Here is a 24,393-nt window from a genome sequence, read left to right on the forward strand (position 1 = left end):
TCCATCCTGCTTCAAATTGCTGTCGGCGTTCTTCTGGTGTATCATCAAATACAGACCGATCTCGTGGTGTAACAGGAACACCTGTAGCGGATTGACGCATTTGCTCCTTGATTTCATCGTAATTTTCTCTAATTTGATTGATATAATGTAGGTCTAGTGGTTCATTTCTTGCTGGAGTACTATACTGAGGTGTTCTTTGAAATACAGTGAGGTGTTCTGCTTCTTTAGCGATGACTGGGATCGCTTGAATTCCGCTTGATCCCGTGCCAACGATCCCTACACGCTTCCCTTTAAATTCGACTTTTTCATGAGGCCAATGCCCAGTATGATACCACTCACCTTTAAAATTTTCTAATCCTTTAAAATTAGGGATATTGGAAACGGATAAGCAGCCTACAGCGGTAATGAAAAATTTGGCTTGGACGGTTTTACCATTATGCAATTGAATATTCCATTTATTCTTACTTTCATCAAAGTGGGCTGCATCAACCCGTGTATTGAATTGAATATCACGCCGTAAATCTAATTTGTCTGTCACATAATTGATATAGCTTAATATTTCTGGTTGTTCTGCATATTTAGCGGACCACGTCCATTCCTTTAAGATCTCCTCTGAAAAAGTATAATTATAGTAAATACTTTCAACATCACAGCGAGCACCCGGGTAACGATTCCAATACCATGTTCCACCAACATCGTTTCCGGCTTCAAATACATAACTTGTGAAACCAGCATTTCTTAAACGATAAAGCATGTACAATCCTGAAAATCCAGCACCGACTATGACTGCATCCACTTCTTTAGCTGGGTTTGAATGGTGAGATAATGTCATTTCATCTACCTCCTATAAAAATCTCTTTTTGCAACCCATCTGGATTTAGGTAAATAAGCACATGTTCCCGAAGAATGAGTGTGGTAAAATTTTAATACTACATATTTTCAAACCACTTAATTGTAAACGTTTACATTCTTTCCTCCTTTCCTATATTCATCTACAACAAATTGGTCGAACATCTAACTAAAGCTTACTATCTTTTTAATTAATTGAATATTCCTAATTTTTTGTATGATCTATCCCTAAAAAGTAGGTGAAATTATGGCATATGAATATACAATTTCAAACGAACTCCGTGAATTAGAATGCGCTCCCACTTACGAAGATAAACTCTATAAAATACTTGAAACCTATATGAAGCTATTTCCAGTGAAAAATTCTTTTTTATTTCGATACTCCCATTTAGGTTTTCTTGGTGAAGGTATTATCTCTATAAACGCTGATGAATTAATTCATATTAGAGATATTCGTGATGATATTCGTTCATTACCAATCATTTACAGCGCTCTATACGAACGGAAAGCGAAATATTGTTCTGGTATTGATTACTTAAGACAAGTAAATAGTAAATACATTACTTCTTCCAACGTAAATTCTCTTGCTGTTATCCCGATCTGCGTGAATTCAGTAGCAATCGGATATATTTGCACAAATGAATTCAATAAAGATACCATTATTGATCAAAAGGTACTAGCTTCCTTTACCTTATATGGTCAGAAAGTCGGGAAAATTTTAGAAAGATCCCACGATGCCTTGGAATCCAGATTATTAAGTAAAAGAGAATTGGAAGTGATGAAGAGAGTTTCATGGGGAGAAAGTACAAAGGAAATGGCTAATAGCATGAATTTAAGCGAGTTAACGATCAATCAATACGTAAGAAGCGCTATAAAAAAACTGGGGGCACAAAACCGGGTTCATGCCGTTTCCATCTTATTTCGAAATGGGATTCTCTCTTAGTCTTTATAACTTCCGCAATAGTGAAAATAGTTAGAAAAGAAGCCATATCATTTGATGATAAAAGCAACATGCAGATGGCTTCTTTCATTTATTTTGCTTCTATAATCCTACAAATGTTTTTTCAAACACCCGGGGATACATCCTTACTCCGAAGAAAGCTGCCCATATCTTTCCATTGGAATCAAAATAAAATTTGATTGGTTTGTCATTTTTAACGACTACTAACGTCTGCTCATCACTAGCTCGCAGATCGTAAATTTCCCCAAAGACATTCCCTTTTAATGAATCGTTTTCGAAATAGATTTTTATTTGACTATTGCTTTCTGCGCCTGCGTACGTGCCGACAAATTGTTCAAGTTCTTCCATTGATGCTTCGTAGACCGGCTCTCTATTTGGTTGTTGTTCAAACGGAATATGTAATACTTGATTAATGGCAGCTTGCCAAATATTTCGCACAGAAACGCCTGTTACATTCGTTAATACCGCCACCACCAAATTCTTTTCTGGAACAAAACCGAAATTAGAGGACACACCTGGTTGACTACCACCATGTTCAATGAGTGTCACTCCAAAATAATCTGGGGTAATTTTAAGCGCAAAGCCATAATAAGAAACTCGATCAATTTGATACTTTGGTTCAAACATTTTTTGAATCTTATCTTTTTTAATGGCAAGTTTTGTTAACTCTGGTGCTTGATTTAAGTAGAATTGACCATACTTGATTAAATCGATAACTGTTGAACGGATTCCACCACCAACTTCATAGTTCCCAAGTTGTGGCCAAGGCACTTCCATTAATTGGTTCGTTTTCTTTTGATAAATATACGGAGTTGTCACATTCGAAAATTTATAAACTTCTTCTAAGCTAAATGTAGAGCGATGCATTTCTAATGGAAATAATATATGCTCAGTTACATATTGTCGAAATAAGCGACCTGTTACTTTTTCAATAATAGCTCCAAGTAGTAGAAATGTATCATTACAATAACTAAAATATTCTCCAGGCTCACCTAAAACATAATAGGGTTCTTTTTCTAAATATGCTAAATGCTTTACAAAATCGTTGAAATTTTCACACCTCTTCATTGGTGGCAGTCCAACAGAATGTGTTAACAGATGATGAATTTTCACTTTGCTACTATCCTCTAGATTACTCAGTTTAAAATCCGGCAAATATTTTATCACCTCGTCATCCGCTGATAACTTCCCCTCTGACTCTAGCTTCATAATCGCAAGAGCGGTAAATGATTTGGATATAGATGCAATTCCAAAAATCGTATCTTTTGTCACAGGTTCTCTCGCTTCAATATTTCGATATCCGAATCCATTTTCATATATCACTTTTCCGTCTTTCGCTACCGCTATAGCAACTCCAGCAATGTTTTCTTCCAACATTAATTCTTCAACATACTTTTCAAAACGATTCCAATCCTGTAGTTTCACTCTATTTCCTCCATTTCAGTATCTTAAGTAAATTAGGAAGAGAAAAAACCCTATCTATTTTGCAACATGATGAACTTCTAGAATATATTTACTTGATTCCATTTCATCATTAAATACCTCAAGTTAAAAAACGCAGAAATGAACTCAAAACGATTTACCTAATCACATTGGGGGGCGATTTTCGAATGAATAATGCTTGAGTATTCGTTTATTAATTCACCTTCGAACTTTGTGAAATCGACTCACTTGAATAAGAAATATTGGGCATAATAATTTTTTTAATCCATGCTGCATTTACAAGTAATAACACGCCAGACCATATAAAAATACTACGTATTCCAAATCCCGCAGTAAATAGCCCGGCAATATTCGGTCCAATGATATTTCCGAGGTACATTGCTGATGTTGAATAGCTATATGTACGACTTTCCATCCCTACTGGAGCAAAATGACGTAGCAACGTATTGATAGATGGAAGCATCCCACCAATACACAAACCAAATAAAAAACGAAAGATAATGAGTTGCCAAAGATTCACCACAAATGCTTGTGGGATCATAAACAAAGCTGCTGCAATGACAGAATATAGCAATACATTTTCCGATCCAATCTTATCACCAAGCTTTCCGAGTCGCGGTGATGCAAGCATATTGGAAAAACCCATAACCGAGGCTGCCAACCCTGAAAGAAAGGCAATATTAGATGCAGCTGGTGATATTTCTTGCACGAATACGGAAATAAGTGGAATCGTTCCCAATGTAGCTAATTGAACAAGCGTAACAGATATAAATAAGGAAGGAATTGGCTTGTTTGCTGTGATTTTCTTGAAATCCTCAAAGATGCTCGATTTTTCCTCATTTTCATTTTTAACAAAATCTTCATGAACGAAGAAAATAACAAGTATAGCTGCGATAAATAGTAAAATACCAGTATACGAAAATATCGCACCATATCCTAAGTGATCAGCCATTACTCCTCCGATTAAAGGACCACCAATCGATCCTGAGACGGCAGCTGCATTTAGAATACCTAAAGCATAACCAACCTTCTTCTTAGGTGCAAGCGTGCTCATTAAGGCAATTGAAGCTGGGATAAAACCAGAAATGCAACCATTAATCATTCTTAAGATTAATAGTTGAATGTGATTTGATACAAATCCCATTAAAGTGATCGTAATCGCCATCCCAATCCCCGAACGAATGACCATCATTTTTCTCCCATGTTTGTCAGCTATTTTCCCCCATATGGGTGAAAAAATAAAAGCCGTTAAAAAATTGCTCCCAAATATTAGTCCTGTCCAGAGACCAGCTTGCTTCTCATCTGTTACCCCTAATTCCTGAATATATAATGATAAAAACGGAGAGATTGAACTCATCGCTGCCACTGCTAAAAATTGACCAATACATAATATTATAAGGTTCCTTTTCCACCCCATTTTTTTCATCTCCAATTTATTGCATTGCATTTGAAGTACGCCGATATAAACACAACAAGTAATCTATTGATCGAAAGCACTGCTAAGATCAAATAGATTACTCGACATCTATCATTTTATAAAATTTGTTTTAAAGAGATTTTTACTTTCCCCTTATCTCTAATAAAGGTTCCGTACACTCAGCCACACCGACAAGACCTAGAATGGTTAAAAGGATTTTCTGGACTCCATAATACGCATCTTTCGGATTAAACCATTCATCTAGAGTATGCGTTCCCCCTGTTTCTCCTCCCCCACCGAGTGTAACCGCTGGGATTCCCAGATTAATAGGGACATTAGAATCCGTACTACCTGCTGGTGCAAGAATTGGTTCAAACCCTAGTCCTTTTGTTGCTGCAAGTGATGCTTGGACCGCCATTGATTCTATACTTTGTGAACCAGCGGGACGGTCGCCAACCAATTTTATCTCTACCTTAATGACATCCGCATTCCATCGCTTATTTTCTTCTTCAACGGCCCCATTTAAAATCGCCAACACTGTGCTTTCGAGGCTCAGAAGTTGTTCTTGTGAAGAAGAGCGTAAATCGATTACCATATTTGCCGTTTCTGAAATCGTGTTGACAGACGTACCTCCACTTATCAACCCGATATTAAAAGTTGTTTTCGGCTCATTCGGCACTTGAAGATCTGCGATTTTAGCACCTGCACGTGTTAGAGCATGAATGGGGCTCGGAGTTCCAAAGGCACCATAGCTATGACCTCCTGGACCTTTGAATGTAATACTATATCGCTTACTGCCTACTCCTAAATAGGTTGTTCTTTCTGGACTTCCAGGTTCAATAGAAATAAACCCATCGATATCATGACGATTTTTGAAAAGTGCTTTCATCCCTCGTAAATCTCCTAAACCTTCCTCTCCTACATTCGCTCCAATGATGATATCTCCTTCGGTTTGGATATTTGCGTGATTTAAGCTTCTAATTAAAGTAAGCACAGATGCCAATCCTCTTCCATCATCACCAATCCCCGGGGCATAAATGATGCCATCCTTTATCCTTGCCTTCACATCCGTACCTTCTGGAAAGACGGTATCTAAATGACCACAGACTACTAATTTCGGTCCCTTCCCTGTTCCAGGACGGACACCGAAAACATTCCCTACCTCATCAACTGATATATTCTGAATTCCAAGTGCTTCTAATCGTTTTTTGAAATCCTTCCCTCTTTCTTCTTCTTGAAAGGTTGGGGCAGGAATTTCTGTGATCTCTGTTTGTTCTTTTGCCGTAAATTCATTGTCTGCTTCTAAAAATGCTAACCCCTCTTTTACTTTGTCATTTTTCAATAACTCTTTATAAACAGCTTCTACTGTACTTGAAATAAACACTTCTTTCTCTTTCGTTTCAATCCCCATTTCTTCATTCCTCCATTTATTTTTTTGTGCTTTCTCCACCTCTAGCTTTTTACAAGATCCTTAACATATATTTTACCTATACCTTCTTCAATTTCAATTTTTGTACCATATGGTTCAGAAAGTTCCTGCAGTTTCTCCAATACGACTGTACGATTATCGAAAGCAGGTAACCCTCTTCTTGACCTTGGTTCCTTAAAACCTAATTCAATCGGATATAGAAGGATCTCTTCTAGCACACCATCTTTCATTTTCCAAGTAGGTATGAAAGACAACCAGATATTCTCTAATGTACTGAACCCAGCCGTGTTGTTTCTACTTCTTTTATCCAATGCATCTGCAACATTGTTTGTATGCTCCAAGTTGTATTTTTCATAAAAATCGGCAGGTAAATGGGCTACAGTATCGTTTTGGAAAATAAAGTTCCCTAAGCTATAAAAAATGGGCTTAGATTTATAGATTTCAATTCCCCTCACAATGTGGGGGCCATGACCGACAACTGCGTGTGCACCCTCATCAATACACGCTCTTGAGAAAGTTTCTAAAAACTCAGCTGGAAGGTCTTTTCTTTCCCCTTTCATTTCGTGAGCGTGAATACTAACTAAAACATAATCTGCCTGTCTTTTTGCTTCAGAAATGGCGTAACGTATCCGTTTCATATCTCTTTCATTTGGTATCGTTACTTGACCCTCATTCTCATCTACCTGAAAAAGGTATTTTCCAAAGGAATATAAATCATCTGCTCTAGGAAGTTGAAAGCCCTCTTTAATTTTCAAATTTTCTCCGGCATTAATATCAACTGTAGCAGCAATTTCCTTTAATTGAGCTAATTTATCAGCTGAAATTTTATGAATACTTTGGTAGCGAAGTGGGTTAATTCCTGGCCTTCCCATCATATCTGGACGTTGCTCTCCGGCAATATGGGTTTCATGAAAGGAAGATGTAGCAGCAATTAACGCAACTCTACCTGAACTAGTTTCCAAATATTTCGGTTCACTAGCAAAAGCTAAATTACTTCCTACACCTGCATGAATAAACCCATATTGATTTAAGTACCTCTCAGTTGCTTCAAGTCCACCGTATGTATAATCAAGCGTATGATTATTAGCCCAAGCAATTAGATTAAATCCATAATTTTTTATATCCTCTAGCACATCTGGTGAAGTCCTTGCCCAAGTGCCCCCACTTACTGCTCCAGGATATCCTTCATAATTATGTGCCGTCACTTCAAAATTGGTAAACCGAACCTCTGCGTTATGAATAAGTGAAGCAATTTCAGTAAAGCCTTTGTTACCTGGTGGCACTCTCCTTGTGATAAAGCTATCCCCTGTTGCCACAAATGTCAGCGAATTGTTCATGGCCCACACTCCTTTAAAATGATTCAATTCCATAATTGTGCTTCTCAAATAACTGGACTTTTCTACTAACTTAATAATATAATTATTTTTAATATTTATAAAATTCAAATGTTTTTATCTTATAATAAGTTTTTTTTATACTATGAAACGTATAAATATAAAATAATTTTCTATTATAAAGGAGTAGAGCTTGTGGATTCCAAGGATTGGATTATACTAGACGCACTTTATGAAGAAGGTAACATTACGAAGACCGCTGAGAGGCTCTACAGTTCACAGCCTGCGATTACTTATCGTCTCCAACAGCTAGAATATGAGTTCGGTGTAAAAATATTGATCCGAAATAAAAAAGGGGTAAAGTTTACGGATGAAGGCGAATATTTGGTTAAATATGCTCAAAAAATGATTGAAGAGCTTAGACAGACAAAAGATCATATCCAAGATTTAGGCGGGGCAATCAAAGGTACTTTACGAATAGGTGTGAGCAGCACCTTTGCTCAATATAAATTACCGATGTTGCTAAAAGGGTTCTTATCAAATTACCCTCATGTGCAAGTAAATATCAAGACAGGATATAGCTCTGAAGTCTTCCATATGCTTAAACACGACGATGTTCAAATTGGCATTGTTAGAGGAGAGTACAATTGGGATGAATTAAGTCATAAATTGTATCAAGAAGGAATTTCGATCATTTCTCATGAGAAGTTACTTATAGAAGATCTCCCAAATCTTCCAAGAATTAATTATAAAATGGATCCATTATTCAAGCAAATGATTGAAACATGGTGGTATCAAACCTTTACAGATTCGCCTCATCATTACATGAAAGTTGATAAAATTGAGACTTGCAAGGAAATGGTAAAGCTTGGTTTAGGCTATGCCATTATACCTGAAATATGTTTGCCACCAGAGAGTCCATTTACAACCTATAATCTAGAGTATGAAAATGAAACATTAACTCGGAATACTTGGATGAATTATCGTGAAAAATCACTAAATTTATCCGTAGTGAAGGAATTTGTCGATTATGTTACTCACTCAAAAATTATTTAATTACGTTCTAACTTCATAAAAAAAGCTTTGCTATGTTTGTTCTAGCATAGCAAAGCTTTTTTCTTGTTTCTGATTGAAATCTTCTTCATGATGACTCATACAAATGACACGAAACAAAATGTTTGCTTGAAACTTCTACCTTTACTGGTATTTCAGTCTTACATTTATCCATCGCAAAAGGGCATCTTGTATGGAAAGTACACCCAGATGGCGGATTAAAAGGGGATGGAATTTCTCCATTTAGTATAATCCGCTCCCTTTTTAATTTCGGGTTTGCTACAGGAACAGCTGATAATAATGCCTTTGTATAAGGATGTAGAGGTTCTTCAAATAAGAGGTCATTCGGGCCTTCCTCTACTAGATTTCCTAAGTACATAACCCCTATTCGATCAGAAATATGGCGGACGACGCTCATATCATGAGCAATAAAAAGGTAAGATAAATTAAATTCTGCCTGAATCTCTTCTAGTAAATTGATGATTTGCGATTGAATGGATACATCAAGTGCAGAGACTGGTTCATCTAATATTATAACCTTCGGATTCACCACTAAAGCTCTTGCTATTCCGATACGCTGTCGTTGTCCACCTGAGAGCTCGTGTGGATAGCGATAATAATGGTCTACTTGAAGTCCCACCTTGCGCAATATATCCATAACCATATCTGTTCGTTCTTTTCTCTCACCAATAGTATGGATTGCCAATGGTTCCTCCAAAATTTGCCCAATTCTCTTCCTTGGATTTAAGGAAGTATACGGATCTTGGAAAACCATTTGTAATTCTTTTCGATAGGGGCGTAGCTCATGACGATTTAACTGTAAAATATCCTCGCCATTATAGATCACCTTCCCTTCTGTAGGCTCAATCAATTTTAAAATGGTTCGTCCTAATGTACTTTTTCCACAACCGGATTCCCCTACTAATCCATATGTCTCATTTTGATAGAGTGAGAGGGAGACTTCATTGACAGCTTTAACAGTGCCCTTTACTCCCCCTAGTTTGCCAAAAGACCCATTCATAAAATAATACTTCTTTAACCCTTGAACCTCTAATAAAGAACCAGTAGATTGACGATCATCTAGCAACATACGCTCCCTCCTCTTCCTCTTTAATTTTTTGGGCATGCCAACATCTGACCATTTGACCACCACCAACATCTTCAAGTGCTGGTACTTTTTCCAAACATGTTTTGTCAGCATAAGGACAACGTGGAGCAAATCGACATCCTTGCGGTACATTATTTAATGAAGGAACTGAACCTTCAATCACGTGAAGTTTTTCTGAACGTGTTCCTTCTAGGTGTGGCATCGATTGAAGCAATCCTTTAGTATACGGGTGTAAAGGATTCGAAAATAAAGCATTTACTTCCGCCTCCTCCACGATTTGACCGAGGTACATAACGACCACTCGTGTACACATTTGAGCAACTACACCTAAATCATGGGTAATTAACATCACACCCATATTTAATTTCTCATTTAAGTCACGAATCAAATCTAATATTTGTGCTTGTATCGTCACATCTAAAGCAGTTGTTGGTTCGTCAGCGATGAGAAGTTTGGGTTCACAAGCTAATGCAGTTGCGATCATTACTCGCTGTAACATCCCACCTGACAATTGATGAGGATATTCATTAGCTCTTTTTTCAGGAGAAGGAATTCCTGTCATCGCTAATAAGGCTACGGCCTTTTCAATTGCTTCTGCTTTTGAAACATTTTTATGTAGCATAATTGATTCAGCCACTTGCCCACCAATCGTGTAAACTGGATTCAGTGAGCTAGATGGATCTTGAAAGATCATGGAAATGTCATTTCCGCGAATATGTTGCATATCATTTAATGGAATTTGCAGAAGATCTTTCCCATTAAATACAATTTGGCCATCGTATTGCGCTGTATATTTTTCATCAAAAAGTCGTAAAATGGACTGCGAGGTAACACTTTTACCACAGCCAGATTCTCCCACAACGCCGAGTATCTCTCCTTCGTCAATATGAAATGAAACCCCCTCAACGGCTGTCACCCAGCCCCGTTCTGTTTGGAAATGAGTTTTCAATTCCTTAACGTTCAACAATGGTTCATTCAATGATTCTCACACCCCTTTTATCAACTGGAACCCTTCATTGTTTCTTTCTTTTTATTCGTTTTGTAATCCCGTGAGGATCAATAAAGTCTCTCAATCCATCACCAAGTAAATTAATACTCAATACTGAAAAAATGAGGGCAATACCTGGGAACACAATCATCCACCAAGCGGTATAAATCACTTCTTTTCCGTCAGATAATATATTTCCCCAGCTTGGATCTGGTGCTGGAACACCTGCTCCAAGAAAACTAAGTCCTGCCTCCGTAATAATGGCATCAGCAAAGATAAAAGAAGCTTGAACAAATAATGGTGAGATTGTATTTGGTGCGATATGTAGCCAAATGATTCGCCAATCTCGAGCCCCTTGAGATTTCATTGCTTCGATATACGTTTGTTCACGAATCACAAGGGCAGAAGAACGTATGATTCGTGCTATCGACGGTGTAAAAACAATACTTAAAGCGATAATAATGTTCACTGTATTTGGACCTAAAGCAGCCATTAAAGCAATCGCAAGCATAATAGCGGGGAAAGACATAATCCCATCACAAATTCGCATCAGGATATGATCTAATGAACGATAATAACTCGCATAAAGACCGATAATCATTCCCATGATGGATGATAATATCGCTACAGAGAACCCTACTCCTAAAGAAACCTTAGCCCCATATGTCACGCGTGCAAACAAATCTCTTCCAAAATTATCGGTTCCTAACCAATGTTCCACGCTTGGGGATTGAAGCCTGTCTGTCACGACCATTTCATATGGATCATAGGAAGAGATCATTGGACCAAATAGAGCAAATAAAATGAAAAGAACTAGCACAACACTCCCGATCACAAACTGTTTGCTACTCAAAAGTTTGCGTAACAATAAAGTTCTCTGATTTTTTATCAATTGACGCTTTACATCGGTTACCTCTATTTGTTTTTCAATCTTCCCCTCAACAGCTTCCACGTTTAACTCCCCTCTCTATTTCCGATCTAGTCGAACTCTTGGATCAATCATCCCATAAAGTAAATCAACTACTAGATTAATAACGACATAAGCCATTGCCACGAAAAAAATGACTCCTTGAATCATTGGATAGTCACGCCGTTCAATTGAATTTATCGTCAATTGCCCGATTCCTGGAATATTAAAAATCGTTTCAGCAACTACAGCTCCGGCAATCAATCCACCAAATGTTTGCCCAATGACGGTTAATATCGGTAGGAATGCATTTTTAAATGCATGTTTATAAATAATCTGTTTTTCTTTAACTCCTTTCGCTCTCGCACTTTTGATATAACTATTATTGAGAACTTCCAACATAGATGAGCGAGTAATTCTAGCGATTAACGCTGCTTGAATCGCACCAAGCGCAATGCCTGGCATGATTAAATACTGCAAATGGCTCCATAATCCTGATTGTAAAGGGGCATATCCAGCTACTGGAAGCCATTGAAGAACTACACCAATAAGGAGCATTAAGAGCAAACTTAGTAAAAAATTCGGCACCGACATCGCTAATAAGGAAAAACCCATAACAGTTTGATCAGATGCTGTCCCGCGACGTTTAGCTGCAAATATTCCAACTGGAATAGCAATGAATAATGCAATGATTTGAGCGATGATCGTAAGTGAAACAGTCGGTCCGAGATGAGTGATAATCGCAACTGTAACAGGATCTCTCATAAAATAGGAAGTTCCGAGATCACCTTGGAATACACCAAGAAGCCAATTTACATATTGCTGATATAAAGGCAAGTTTAATCCTAATTGCTCACGTAATTCTTGTATTTTCTCTGTCGATGCTTCATCACCCAACATCGTGGTCGCTGGATCACCAGGAGTTAGATGAATTATTAGAAAAACAATGATTGAAACAACAAATAACACAGGAATAAGCGAAAGGATCCGCTTGATTATATACATCAAATAATCCTTCATCTAGAAAACTCCCTTCTCATGAATCTTGATCCAAAACCCTCGTACAAAAAACGAAGATTTTGGAGAGATTCAGATTATTGCTTGCTCTATTTTGAAATAATGTTGATTAAATACCCATTTTAATAGAAGGAGTTTATTCTGAAACTGACGTATTCCACAAGATTGGTCCTTCAAAAATGCTCAAACCATCCACTTTGGCAGAAGATGCGAGATAATAGAAATAGTCTCCATGCTTAATACCTGGCAAATAATCCGTCCATAAATATGCTTGCAATTCATCCCATACAACTAAGGCATCATCTAGAGTTGGAGATGCCTCAATTGCATCAAGCATTTCGGCAACTTTTGCATCATCCGTCCACCCTGGCCACGTTGCGCTTAAAGATAAATGCTGAGATGGAGTCGTTACCGTAGATAAACCAACCGATAAAAGGTCCCAATTTGCTGGATCTGTCCTTCTTTCCGAATAAGTAGCTCGATCTAAAACCTCTAATTTTACGTTCATTCCAATCTTCTTTAACTGCTCATGGAAAACGACTGACATATTGTACAATTCACTTTCACTATTCGTCATGATCACTACTTCTTCTCCGTTGTAGCCCGCTTCTTCTAATAATCGCTTTGCCTTTTCTGGGTCTGCTTGATTAAATTGGTCTGCCCCAGCTTCACTGTACCAAACTTGGCTATTTGCCATAAATCCTGCATCCACCTCATATAAATCCTCATGTGCCCAGCCGCCAAGCATAATTTCATCATTATTTACGGCAGCGTTGACAGCTTCTCTCATTTTTGGATTGGTAAATATTCCTTCTTTCTTATTGAAGTGATGAAGACCATTCCCATATAGATCTGTATATGTTTTTATATTTTTATCATTTTTTAATTGCTCATAATTATCGTTTGGTAGTGAATAAGCAACATCATACTGGCCTGTTTGTAAGCCTGACAATTGGGTAGATGGATCTGTTACAATTTCAAAATAGAGGTCATCTACTAATGCTTCTTTTTTTCCCGACAAGCCATCAGCTGGTAAAGCAACTGGTTCATATTCTTCATATTTGGATAAATGAATGTATTGATCTTGTTCCCACTCTTCAAATTTAAATGGACCAGTTCCAATATATTCTTCGATTCCCTCAGCAGGAGCAGATTCAATTACTTCCTTCGGCATAATTCCAGCAAATTGTTTTGGTGAAGCAATTGCGTCTACCGCTGTTAATCTAGGAGCTTCCAGCTTTAACTCAACCGTGTATTCATCTACCTCCTCAAAAATAGCTCCCTCACCAAGAATTTGTTGCGCTACAGCAGATTGCTCCTTCCAGCGATTCATAGAGGCAACAACATCTTCTGCCATCATAGGTTTACCATTATGGAAGGTAACATTTTCCCGTAGCTTAAATGTATAAGTTAATCCATCCTCACTTTTCTCATATGATTCTGCTAATTCAGGAACTGGTTGAAAATTAGAATCCAAGGTTAGGAGAGATTCAAAAATATGTCTAGTAACATATTTTACTGTGGCTCCTGTACTGATTTGCGGGTCTAGTGTTTCCGGTTGTTGCCCTAAGGCAGCTCTTAATTCACCACCCGTCGTTTTTTCGATATTTTCACCATTTTCATTTGAAGCTTCATTCGCTCCTCCATTACAACCCGCAACAATTAATGACAACATTAGCATGAATAGGTAAATTAATTTTTTATTCATACTCATCTCCACCCCCTTTAAAGTCTTGAAACCGTTTTTCCTTTAGTAGAAACGCTCTATTTATTCTTTGGAAGGAGTGGCTCACATATATTTGCTCCTCCTACAAGACCAACAATGGTTAGGAATGTTCTCTGTGGTCCAAGATAAGAATCCGTCGGATCAAACCATTCATCTAATGTGTGTGCTCCACCACTTTTCCCTCCTTTGCCTAACGTCACTGACGGTACACCTAAACTCATAGGCACGTTTGAATCTGTACTACTAGGTCCAGCTAATGTTGGCTTTATGCCCATTGCTTCTGTTGCTGCACTTGCAATCTGAACAATAGGTGTATCATCAGGTTGCGTCGCAGCTGGACGATCTCCGATTTTTTCTGTCTTCCATTTTATTTTGTCTGTATTCCAGCGTGCATTTTCATCATTGCAAGCTTTCTCAACGATCGTTAAAAACTGCTGTTCTAGCTTCACTAGCTCCTGCGGATCATTTGAACGTAAATCAACATACATATGCGCTTCTGCCGCAATCGCATTAACAGAAGTTCCACCACTTATTTCTCCAACCGTAAATGTCGTCTTTGGATCTGCTTTTGTTTGAATGTCTGCAATCTCAGCAATTGCCCTACCTAGAGCATGGATGGCACTTGGTAATCCAAATGCCCCAAAACTATGTCCACCAGGTCCCTTATATGTAACCTTGTAACGATAACTTCCTGTACCTTTATAACAAATCCTCGAGATTTCTGGGCCGTCAATAGAAATAAATCCATCAATATCCTGGTGATTGTTAAAGAACGCACGAACACCTCGTAAATTCCCTAACCCTTCTTCTCCAACTGTTCCCCCAAATACAATATCTCCAATCGGTTCAATCTTCGTTTCTTTAAATGCTCGTATGATTGATAACATTTCTGCTAAACCGCTAGTATCATCAACAATTCCTGGGGCATAAAGAATCCCATTTTCTCTTTTTACAGTGGTATCCGTTCCTTCGGGGAAAACTGTATCAAGATGGGCTGAAACAAATATTTTCGGACCATTTCCCACTCCACGAAGTAAACCAAAAACATTTCCTTCTTCATCCATTTCAACATTTTCAAGAGCTAAATCCTCTAATTTCGAAAGAATAAATGTAGCACGTTTTTCTTCTTTAAAAGGTGGGGCTGGAATTTCTGCGATGACAATTTGTTCTTCGATCGTGTTCTCATGATCCTCTTTTAAAAATTTAAGTCCTTCTTTTACTAACTCATGGGATGAAATCCTTTGGTAAACTTCTTTTACTTGATCCGAATACGTACTTGTTTTCATTGCATAACCTCCAAATTTTATGAATTTTTATACACAATCCACCAGGAATCCAACGGCGTAAAAACTAATAATACTGAAATTATTTAATATTCAGCAAATTAAATATTGTTCTTAATATAATAAAAATCGAACAAGATATCCAATACATTGTTAAAAAATATGACATGGTTTTTTCTATAAATCTTAATGAAAACGGTACCGATATTTATTTTTTGTTAGATGTAAATGAATTGGGTAGAAAATAAATTATTATTCTTTTTTCTACGGGACTATTTGCGGGCAATCTTCCATGAAAAAAGTCACATGTATAATGAATGCATAAAATATTTATTTTTTTTATGATAGATTAAAAAATTTCTTATTATTTAATTTCATTTTTTTGTTTTACAATAACTCAATAAGTCTTACTATTTGATGGAGGAGAACGAGTTGATGTTTTTCCATTTTTTCTTATTTCTCATGATAGCCGCAGTAGGAGGAATCATCGGGGCCTTAGCAAAATTACCACTCGGGACGATGATTGGTGCGATGTTTGCTGTTGGAATTAGCAAACACTTTGAAATTCTTTCCTTTCAAACTTCAACTCCTCTCACATTTATCGTTCAACTCTTATTAGGAACGATGTTTGGATTATCTTTTATCAAATTGACAAAAGAGCAGATCAAAAAGCTATTTTTCAGTTTCTCATTCATTATTTTCAGTGTTATTCTCATGTCTGTAGGAACTGGTTTTTTGGTCGCTAAGTTAACATTTCTTGATCTAGGGGCATCAATCTTAGCCTCCTCACCCGGGGGAATCCCAGAAATGGCAATTACCGCAAAAGCATTAGAGTTGCAAGCACCCATTATTGTAGTCATTCATCTCATCCGTGTAATAGTTGTAATGTCCTTTTTTACGATACTATTAAACTATTTTTATAAGCGCACAAAAGCGAGTGAGCCTGAAACAACAAACATACTTGAAAAAAGCTGCGAGCGCTCAGTTAATTAAAGGAGGAGAACTCGATTCATTATGAATGTGCAATTAAAACAGTGGACGCTCATTATCACCATGGCATTTATGGGGGGATTTGTCGGGTATTGCACGCAATTGTCTTTAGGCGTTTTCTTAGGTTCTGTACTCGTTATTTCACTCTGGACAATCTTCAAAAAAAATGTGCCTAAATTCCCTCTTAAAATTAAAAAAATTGTCCAAATTATTGTTGGAGGTAATATCGGGCTAGCTTTCACGACAGAAACATTCGATTTAATTAAACAAATTTGGCTTCCTGGTCTTCTCGTATCCTTCATCAATACCATTCTCGGCTTATTATTGGCATTCATTCTCCACCGATATTTAAAATATGATCCATGTACAGCACTAGCAAGTTCGGCACCAGCAGGGATGAGTGAAATGTCATTAATTGCGGAAAGATATGAGACCGACATCCCCACCGTTTTATCGATTCATTTATTTAGAGTAATTGTGATTATTTTAACGGTTCCTGCCATCGTTAGCTTTGTCATTCATTTGATCTAAGTTTTATCTCTACCTTTTTTACTTACTAAAATTTCACATATTAAAACGGTATTTATTACAATAATGTGAAAAACCCTTGTTAATAGAACATTAAATCCTCATTTATTATTGTAAGAACATATCTTTCTAGGTATAATGAGAATTGTTCTATACGGGGCTGAATGGGGTACTGGTGTCCTCCGCGGTCTTCAAAACCGTCTGTGTCCTGCGTGCCAGGATAGCTGGGTTCGATTCCCAGGCGGTCCCGCCAACAAGTTTATCTTTTATAGTTGATTTGAAAGCTACCTTTAAAGCTAGGAAGCTTTTTTTATTTTCTCTGTTTTCGTAATGATTGTGAGTTTTTCCTTCAGGTCCAAAAGCCAACTTTACATCTCTTACCTGTTTTTTTAGACACACATTATTTTTTGCGCAGCACTTTTCGTTGTTACATTGTCTTTTTGGTAAGGGACATGAGTTCTTTATTTGCGTAAGGATAATTTAAAAGCAACATTGTTAGCATTAAATGCCTTTATTTGTGATGAACTAGATTAGACATTAGGATTATCTTTAAACATTGTGAATTTCCAGCTCATGTCTTGTCTAATCATAGTAACAACGTCTATAATAGTGTTGACATTAAACTGTTTTGTAGGTGAATGACATGCTTGAAGGCTGGTTTGGTTGGTTTATCGTAATTTGGGTTTTTGTGTTCGCTGGCTCAATGGCCATTGGTGGATACTTCATGTTTAGAAAGTTCCTAAAAAAGCTTCCAAAAGAAGACGGGAAATCGGATATGGACTGGGAAGAATACTACGTAAATCAAACGAGACATTTGTGGAACGATGAGCAAAAAGAATTGCTTGAAGATTTAGTAAGTCCTGTACCAGAGCTATTTCGGGATGTAGCTCGGCACAAAATTGCAGGTAAAATTGGGGAGCTCACTTTAACTGAAAAGCGAGATAAAGTAACTGAAGACTTAGTGATCAGAGGATACATATTGGCAACACCGAAAAGAGACCATAAATTTTTATTAAAGAAGTTAGATGAAAAAAGAATTGATGTAACACCGTATCAGCATTTGTTTTAATAAAGGCTCTTATTGTTGCAGTTGGAAAGGGATAAGGAACAAAATGGCTGATTTTTAGGGAATGAAAAGTGCCGTCGCACACCCATGTATAGCCATAACCGTGATATAAGGGTAAAAACTTGCTTCTCGGTTTATACGAAAACAGCGTAATAAAAAGAGAGTCTGGATCCCGACCCAGACTCTCTTTTTTAAATTGTCTTTGTTGGCATATCTTCAAAGAGTTGCTGTTGGAGTTTGCGATAGTTCAGGTACATCGCTACTCTCCATGGGACGATCATCCCAAATGCTAAGATCCAGAACATGCCTCCCAATTGCCCTACGTCAATTGTTGAACTAAGGACAAGCTTAGCAACCACCCTTATAACAAGTAAAATGATTAAGATATATATAAAGGCTCGAGAACGCTTTAAGTAAATATCATGATCACGGATTTCAAATTTAGATGTTTTAATTAGTAAGATCGAAAACAGAAAACCGACAGTTATTGCTTCAACAATCTCTAATGGGGTAACACGAAACATAGGAAAGATGAACATCAGTGCCCCTGTACTCATGAAAATAGGTGGTAAGATGATTTTTTTTGCTGATACCGGTTTTTTAGCTGCTTTCATTCGAACAATCATAGCAAAGACTGCCATAATTACAGCCCCAATTGATGTAATGACTACATAGTCCATAGGAGACATCCTTTACTCTTAATTTCATTTGTCGTATTTATCGACATTTATGGTTTTAATTTTAATTATCTAATACCTTCAATCAAGATACTCCCTATCATTATATACTATACCATCGTCAAAGGAGACAAGGATTTAAATCATTCAAGTAAAAATTGTGCCCATTTTTACTGATTGTACCAAAATCATAACAAAAGCCATCTAAGGTTGTCCCCTAAATGGCTTTTTAATCACTATTTTCGTATAGATGGTAGTTTTTCGTAAAAATCCAAGGTTTTTTACCAGTTATTTTTCAATTACTGCCATACATTAAATGTGCGACGTACTTTTCACTTCCACTTTTCGCCTCTAAGAGGAGATACCAGCTTTTTATAACTTATGCAACAACATTAGCGAAAAGAGCCTTTTTATTAGTTTAATACACGGTTTACTGCTTCCAAAACTCTTCCTTCATCAAATGGCTTCACAATGAAATCTTTAGCACCCGCTTCAATCGATTCAACAACCATCTTTTGCTGCCCCATCGCTGAACACATAATGACTTTTGCCTGTGGAAATTCTTTTCTGATTTCCCTTATCGCATCAAGTCCGCTCATTTCTGGCATCGTTATATCCAGTGTAACTAAATCTGGATTAAGCTCTCGATAAAGCACTACAGCATCTCTTCCATTCTCGCCTTCCCCGACTACCTCATGGTTTGCTTTTGTCAAAATATTCGATAAGGTCAATCTCATAAACTTTGCATCATCTACTATTAATATTCTTGCCATCGTTGTATACCCCCAGATCTTACACAAAGAATATCCATTAAAATGATAGATTTTCATCTCTAACAAAAGCTATTTGTATGGAGAAATTTCAAAATGATTGTAAACAGATTGAACATACATCATATCTATTCTTCAATCTAGTACATATATCTATCAACTTCAATTTGAGGTCCTTTAAAAAAATGATTCATCTAATAATATATAGGAAAAAGTTAGAAATTTCAATGAATAGAATCCGACAAATTTCTTATTTTTTGTCGGATTTTCTCCAATAATTTCAATTCAAATAGGTCAATAGTTGTGATTTTCTCATTAAAACTTAAAATCCTTTAAATCCTCCAAATAGTCCAGAAAAGACAATTATAATCTTGGTCATCCAGTCGAAGAATAACACAACTCCCATTACAATCATAATATAGCCGCCAATTTTCATAATTAACACATTATGCGTTCGAATCCATTTCATTTTTCCAATGAAGAACGAAAGTACAAGAAACGGGATCGCAAATCCAAGAATATAGGCAATCATATAAACTAATCCTGAACCAGGGTTTGCAGCCGCAAGGGCGATGACTGTCATTAAAATCGGACCTGTACAAGGAGTCCATCCAGCCGCAAAAGCAATCCCAATTAAAACCGATCCGAAGTATCCAGTTGGTCTACTTTTAAATTCATATTTTCGATCCTTCATTAAAAACTCAGGATTTAATATCCCTACAATCATAAGACCAAAGAAAACAATTAGAATAGCTCCTAACTGACGGATAAGGTCTTGATACTGACTAAAAAATTCTCCAATAAAAGTTGTACTAAATCCTAATGCCAAAAAGATAATCGAAAATCCTAATAGGAAAAATAATGTATGTAAAAGACTTCTCCTTTGTAGCATAGCGTTCTCGTTCTTCAATTCCCCTACAGACATTCCTGTAATGTAAGAAAGGAATGCTGGATATAGCGGTAAACAGCAGGGTGAAATAAAGCTAAGGAACCCCGCCCCAAGAGCGAGAAACACGTTCACATCTGTCATGATAACAACTCCTGAAAAATGGTCTTTTTATTCATTCATTTTAGCAAAGTTTACACTAAAATGATATGAAATAACATTTGAACATCGTGTGACAGTTCTACTTTCCTCTATCCGACAGCATCTTCTAATTTTTCCGGAGCGCCGTTTTGTAGTAAATACATTTTGTGATAAAGCCCCTTATGCGCTAGAAGTTCCTGGTGAGTTCCTCTCTCGACTATTTCACCTTGATGCAAGACAAGAATCAGATTTGCATCCTGAATCGTTGATAGCCTATGAGCAATGGCAATCGTTGTCCGCCCTTCACGCATACGAGATAGTGCCTTCTGAATCGCTTCCTCTGTTTCAGTATCAATATTAGCCGTTGCCTCATCAAGGACTAATATTTTCGGGTTTGCGGCAATCGTTCTCGCAAAAGCAATAAGTTGTCGTTGTCCACTCGATAGGGTCGAACCACGCTCAACCATTTGGTGGTCAAATCCTCCTTCAAGTTTTTCAATAAACAAGTGGGCTTGAACAAATTTAGCTGCCTCTTCAATTGCCTCATTAGACATTTCTTGATTGTGCAGGCGAATATTCTCTTTAATCGTTCCATAGAACAAAAAAGGATCTTGCAAAACTAAACCAATTTTTGCTCTTAGTTCACTCTCCGGATAATTTCGAATCGATTGACCGTCTACGAGTATTTCTCCCCGCTCAAATTCATAAAAACGCATCATCAAATTAATAATGGAGCTCTTTCCACTCCCCGTATGTCCAACAAGGGCGACTGTTTCTCCTGGCTTTGCAATAAAGGAAATGTTTTTAAGTACGTCCCTTTTGCCATCATAGGAAAAACAAACATTCTTGAATTCAATTTCACCGTTGGTTATTTCTCTACCACTTAATGATTGTTTTGGAGCAAGTTCTTCTTCGTCGAGTAAATGAAATACTCGTGAGGCTGCGACAATGGCCTGTTGATATAATGAAAGACGCTGCATCAAATTATTAACAGGCTCAAAGAATCGATCAAGATAGTTAATAAAGGCATACAAAACGCCAATTTCAACAGGACGGTCAAAGGATGTAACCCCAAAGAAGCTTAAAATCAAAATAAGGGCACCAATATACACTAAATCAATGGCAGGACGGAGTAAAAGTCCATCAACTCGAATATTTTTCATTCCGGCAAGATAATGATTTTCATTGATTTCTTCAAATTCTTTACGCAGTCTTTTTTCTTGTCTAAAGACTTGAATGATGCTCATTCCCTGAAGTGACTCGCTGAGCTTCGCATTTAACTGACTCAGCCTTTCTCTCATATCATGGTAAAACTTTGAGCTTAAACGTCTATACGAGCGAATAATCAAATAGAGAATCGGTAATATCAACAAACAGAATAGAGCCAATTTCATGTTGAGGATGAACATCGCTACCAAAATCCCCCCCATTAAGAATCCACTTTGGATAAACGTAACAAGGACGGTAACAAACATTTCCTTAATCGCTTCTGTATCATTCGTTATTCTTGAGACAATGCTACCAGCTGGTGTTTTATCAAAATATCGCAATCCTAACGATTGGACTTTGGCAAAGACATCAACTCTCATCGCTTGAATGATTTTCAGAGCAATTTCTTGAAATTTTAAAAGCTGGAAGTAGGAAACAACAATATTCACTACTTGAATCCCCATATAGGATGCTCCTAGAATAAAAAGGGCTTCAAACACAATATTTCTAGGTCTTAAATAATCATCGATGAAAATAGAGACAAGGATTGGACCAAGAATGTCCCCGATCGTTGCAATAAGCAATAACGAAAAGGCAAAAATGATCGTCTTTGTATGAGGCTTCGTATATGCAAGGAGACGAAATAATACGCGCCATTGTTCTTTACTTGTTGTATGATTCTCCATTCAATTAACCTCCTTGCTCCACAAGTTCTTCTAATTGCTGACGGAGATACATTTCCTTGTACCATCCACCCACGTCCATTAATTGAGCGTGTGTACCTCTTTCGATAATTCTACCCTCATCCAATACAAGAATGAGATTTGCATGTTCAATAGCACTTAAACGGTGTGCAGTAATAATCGTTGTTTTACCGGTTCTTTCTTGCTTTAATGCGTTTAGAATTTCTTCTTCCGTCTTAGCATCAACAGCAGAAAGAGAATCATCAAGGATTAGAACTTCAGGATCCATTAATAAAGCTCTTGCAATCGATATACGTTGCTTCTGTCCTCCCGATAGAGAAACGCCTCTTTCACCAACGATCGTGTTATAACCGTCTGATAGTTGGAGAATATCATCATGAATATTAGCAATCTTGGCGGCCTGATGAACATTCTCCACCGCAATCATAGGGTTGGTAAACGCAATATTTTCACTTATGGAAGCTGAAAATAAAAAATGATCTTGTGGGACGTATCCAATTGCCTCTCGTAACATTTTAATTTTATAATCAGACAGGTTTCTGCCATCAAAAGTAACCGCACCGTGATCGATATCAAATTCACGGATTAAAAGTTTTAATAAGGTAGTCTTCCCTGCTCCTGTTTTGCCGACAATTCCTAATGTTTCACCCTGCTTTAAGGAAAAATGAATATCATGTAGCACAGGTTCTTTTTCACCTGGATATGTAAAGGAACCAATTTCAAAAGCGAGATTTCCACTTGGAACGCAATCAAGTGTATCCTTCTTATCGACAATTTCTGCTTTTTCTGCTAAAAGACTTGAAACACGATCATAGGAAGCTCTACCTCTTTCTACAATATTAAAGAGCCAACCAAATGCAAGCATCGGCCAAATAAGCAACCCTAAATAAGTCGTAAAAGAAATAAGCTCTCCAATCGTAATTTCACCATTTAAAACATAACGAGCACCAAATACAATCGACAAGAAAAAGGAAACTCCTACGACAATTGATATCGTCGGGTCAAAAAGAGAATCAATTTTCGCCACTGAAATATTCTTTTTTACCACATCTTCAGATTGTTTACGAAAATCCTCAATATCATCTTTCTCTTGTCCGAATGTTTTAATGACTTTTATCCCACTAATGCTTTCCTGCGTTTTATCATTAAGGGAAGAAAATGCTTCTTGAGCCTTATGGAAACGTCGATGAAGCATAGTCCCATACCAGCTAGTTAAAATCGCCATGAGTGGCATCGGAATCAGTGCAATAAGAGTCAATTTCCAGCTAATCGTAGCTGCCATGGCTATAATTACAAAGCCACCTGTTGCTAACGAATCTACTAATGTTAAAACACCTGCTCCTGCTGTTTGCTGTATCGCCTGGAGGTCATTTGTCGCATGAGCCATTAAATCTCCAGTCCTTTTGCGTTGATAAAAAGCCTGGGACATTTTCGTAAAATGATTAAATAGATCCTTCCGAAGCTGTCGTGCAAGCTTTACGGCTGAACCAAAGATCATAATTCGCCAATAAAAACGTAAGACATACATCATGAGTCCAGCGACTATTAGTACCCCTATCCAAAGTAAGAGATCGTTCATTGTTAACGCACCTTGATCGATTTCATCCACAACAATCCCAATAATTTTTGGTGGTACTAGTTGTAATACAGCTACAATTAGTAGGAGGAGCGTCCCCGTGATGTATGCTTTTCTTTCTTGTTTAAAAAACCAGGATAATTGCAAAAAAACCTTCATTTTGTCATCCTCCGAATATTGTAGCTTTCTGATTAGATTAAGATCCAGCTTTAAAATTTCGCAAATTTCACTCAACTAAAATAGTTTACCAAATATTTTTAATATATGGTAGATTTATTCAGCTTTTATCCAGTAGAAGGAACGTGTGTTCTCATTGTAACAAAATTACGAA

General features: G+C 37.2%; 21 protein-coding genes and 1 tRNA gene. 6 read left to right on the forward strand and 16 right to left on the reverse strand.

Annotation, left to right across the window (positions count from 1 at the left end; all coding sequences use genetic code 11):
- Positions 1–832 (reverse strand): flavin-containing monooxygenase (locus BMSHG_RS25595; protein ID WP_148346816.1); only part of this gene is annotated, 832 nt, incomplete at its 3' end.
- A gap of 264 nt (positions 833–1,096) precedes the next feature.
- Here BMSHG_RS25595 and BMSHG_RS01455 point away from each other — a divergent pair.
- On the forward strand, positions 1,097–1,792 hold the full coding sequence (locus BMSHG_RS01455; protein WP_019152650.1) for a response regulator transcription factor: 696 nt from the start codon (positions 1,097–1,099) through the stop codon (positions 1,790–1,792).
- Between the two features lie 99 nt (positions 1,793–1,891).
- Here BMSHG_RS01455 and BMSHG_RS01460 read toward each other — a convergent pair whose 3' ends face one another.
- The 4 genes from BMSHG_RS01460 to BMSHG_RS01475 form a co-directional block, all read right to left on the reverse strand.
- Positions 1,892–3,235 carry a serine hydrolase domain-containing protein gene (locus BMSHG_RS01460; RefSeq protein ID WP_019152651.1) on the reverse strand — a complete coding sequence of 448 codons (1,344 nt, stop codon included), beginning with the start codon at positions 3,233–3,235 and terminating at the stop codon, positions 1,892–1,894.
- Between the two features lie 211 nt (positions 3,236–3,446).
- Positions 3,447–4,670, reverse strand: a complete 1,224-nt coding sequence (locus tag BMSHG_RS01465) for an MFS transporter (RefSeq protein WP_019152652.1) — start codon at positions 4,668–4,670, stop codon at positions 3,447–3,449.
- Positions 4,671–4,812: 142 nt separating this feature from the next.
- Positions 4,813–6,081, reverse strand: a complete 1,269-nt coding sequence (locus tag BMSHG_RS01470; RefSeq protein ID WP_019152653.1) for a M20/M25/M40 family metallo-hydrolase — start codon at positions 6,079–6,081, stop codon at positions 4,813–4,815.
- A 41-nt stretch (positions 6,082–6,122) separates the two neighbouring features.
- Positions 6,123–7,436 (reverse strand): CapA family protein, encoded by a 1,314-nt coding sequence (locus BMSHG_RS01475; RefSeq protein ID WP_019152654.1) that lies wholly within the window; start codon positions 7,434–7,436, stop codon positions 6,123–6,125.
- Positions 7,437–7,628: 192 nt separating this feature from the next.
- Between BMSHG_RS01475 and BMSHG_RS01480 the strand changes: the two genes are divergently transcribed.
- Entirely contained in the window at positions 7,629–8,489 is an 861-nt protein-coding gene (locus tag BMSHG_RS01480) for a LysR family transcriptional regulator (RefSeq protein ID WP_019152655.1), read from the forward strand.
- 85 nt (positions 8,490–8,574) lie between these two features.
- Here BMSHG_RS01480 and BMSHG_RS01485 read toward each other — a convergent pair whose 3' ends face one another.
- The 6 genes from BMSHG_RS01485 to BMSHG_RS01510 all read right to left on the reverse strand — a co-directional run bounded on the left by BMSHG_RS01485 (position 8,575) and on the right by BMSHG_RS01510 (position 15,518).
- Positions 8,575–9,576: an ABC transporter ATP-binding protein gene (locus BMSHG_RS01485; RefSeq protein WP_019152656.1), complete on the reverse strand. Its 1,002-nt coding sequence runs from the start codon at positions 9,574–9,576 to the stop codon at positions 8,575–8,577.
- Positions 9,563–10,573, reverse strand: a complete 1,011-nt coding sequence (locus BMSHG_RS01490; RefSeq protein ID WP_019152657.1) for an ABC transporter ATP-binding protein — start codon at positions 10,571–10,573, stop codon at positions 9,563–9,565. Before BMSHG_RS01490 ends, BMSHG_RS01485 begins: the two co-directional genes overlap by 14 nt.
- Before the next feature lie 34 nt (positions 10,574–10,607).
- Positions 10,608–11,534: an ABC transporter permease gene (locus BMSHG_RS01495; protein ID WP_019152658.1), complete on the reverse strand. Its 927-nt coding sequence runs from the start codon at positions 11,532–11,534 to the stop codon at positions 10,608–10,610.
- Positions 11,535–11,549: 15 nt separating this feature from the next.
- Complete coding sequence (locus BMSHG_RS01500) at positions 11,550–12,509, reverse strand: ABC transporter permease (protein ID WP_019152659.1); 960 nt, start codon at positions 12,507–12,509, stop codon at positions 11,550–11,552.
- Between the two features lie 133 nt (positions 12,510–12,642).
- Positions 12,643–14,214 (reverse strand): ABC transporter substrate-binding protein, encoded by a 1,572-nt coding sequence (locus BMSHG_RS01505; RefSeq protein WP_026073288.1) that lies wholly within the window; start codon positions 14,212–14,214, stop codon positions 12,643–12,645.
- Between the two features lie 56 nt (positions 14,215–14,270).
- Positions 14,271–15,518 carry a M20/M25/M40 family metallo-hydrolase gene (locus tag BMSHG_RS01510; protein WP_019152661.1) on the reverse strand — a complete coding sequence of 416 codons (1,248 nt, stop codon included), beginning with the start codon at positions 15,516–15,518 and terminating at the stop codon, positions 14,271–14,273.
- A 432-nt stretch (positions 15,519–15,950) separates the two neighbouring features.
- Between BMSHG_RS01510 and BMSHG_RS01515 the strand changes: the two genes are divergently transcribed.
- From BMSHG_RS01515 to BMSHG_RS01530, 4 genes are all read left to right on the forward strand, one after another.
- Entirely contained in the window at positions 15,951–16,508 is a 558-nt protein-coding gene (locus BMSHG_RS01515) for an AbrB family transcriptional regulator (protein ID WP_019152662.1), read from the forward strand.
- A 21-nt stretch (positions 16,509–16,529) separates the two neighbouring features.
- Positions 16,530–17,036 carry an AbrB family transcriptional regulator gene (locus BMSHG_RS01520; RefSeq protein ID WP_019152663.1) on the forward strand — a complete coding sequence of 169 codons (507 nt, stop codon included), beginning with the start codon at positions 16,530–16,532 and terminating at the stop codon, positions 17,034–17,036.
- 153 nt (positions 17,037–17,189) lie between these two features.
- Positions 17,190–17,286 (forward strand) — tRNA-Sec (locus BMSHG_RS28110).
- A 390-nt stretch (positions 17,287–17,676) separates the two neighbouring features.
- Positions 17,677–18,102, forward strand: coding sequence for a DUF2621 domain-containing protein (locus tag BMSHG_RS01530; RefSeq protein ID WP_019152665.1), 426 nt, complete (start codon positions 17,677–17,679; stop codon positions 18,100–18,102).
- A 188-nt stretch (positions 18,103–18,290) separates the two neighbouring features.
- Here BMSHG_RS01530 and BMSHG_RS01535 read toward each other — a convergent pair whose 3' ends face one another.
- From BMSHG_RS01535 to BMSHG_RS01555, 5 genes are all read right to left on the reverse strand, one after another.
- The gene (locus tag BMSHG_RS01535; protein WP_019152666.1) at positions 18,291–18,779 is read right to left on the reverse strand and encodes a CcdC family protein; all 489 of its coding nucleotides are present in this window, start codon (positions 18,777–18,779) and stop codon (positions 18,291–18,293) included.
- A gap of 410 nt (positions 18,780–19,189) precedes the next feature.
- On the reverse strand, positions 19,190–19,549 hold the full coding sequence (locus BMSHG_RS01540; protein ID WP_019152667.1) for a response regulator: 360 nt from the start codon (positions 19,547–19,549) through the stop codon (positions 19,190–19,192).
- A gap of 319 nt (positions 19,550–19,868) precedes the next feature.
- Positions 19,869–20,576 carry a cytochrome c biogenesis CcdA family protein gene (locus BMSHG_RS01545; protein ID WP_019152668.1) on the reverse strand — a complete coding sequence of 236 codons (708 nt, stop codon included), beginning with the start codon at positions 20,574–20,576 and terminating at the stop codon, positions 19,869–19,871.
- A gap of 107 nt (positions 20,577–20,683) precedes the next feature.
- Positions 20,684–22,468 (reverse strand): ABC transporter ATP-binding protein, encoded by a 1,785-nt coding sequence (locus tag BMSHG_RS01550; RefSeq protein WP_019152669.1) that lies wholly within the window; start codon positions 22,466–22,468, stop codon positions 20,684–20,686.
- A 4-nt stretch (positions 22,469–22,472) separates the two neighbouring features.
- Positions 22,473–24,221 (reverse strand): ABC transporter transmembrane domain-containing protein, encoded by a 1,749-nt coding sequence (locus BMSHG_RS01555; protein ID WP_019152670.1) that lies wholly within the window; start codon positions 24,219–24,221, stop codon positions 22,473–22,475.
- Positions 24,222–24,393: the final 172 nt, after the last annotated feature.

The organism is Robertmurraya massiliosenegalensis JC6, assembly GCF_000311725.1.
Classification (GTDB): Bacteria; Bacillota; Bacilli; order Bacillales; family Cytobacillaceae; genus Robertmurraya; species Robertmurraya massiliosenegalensis.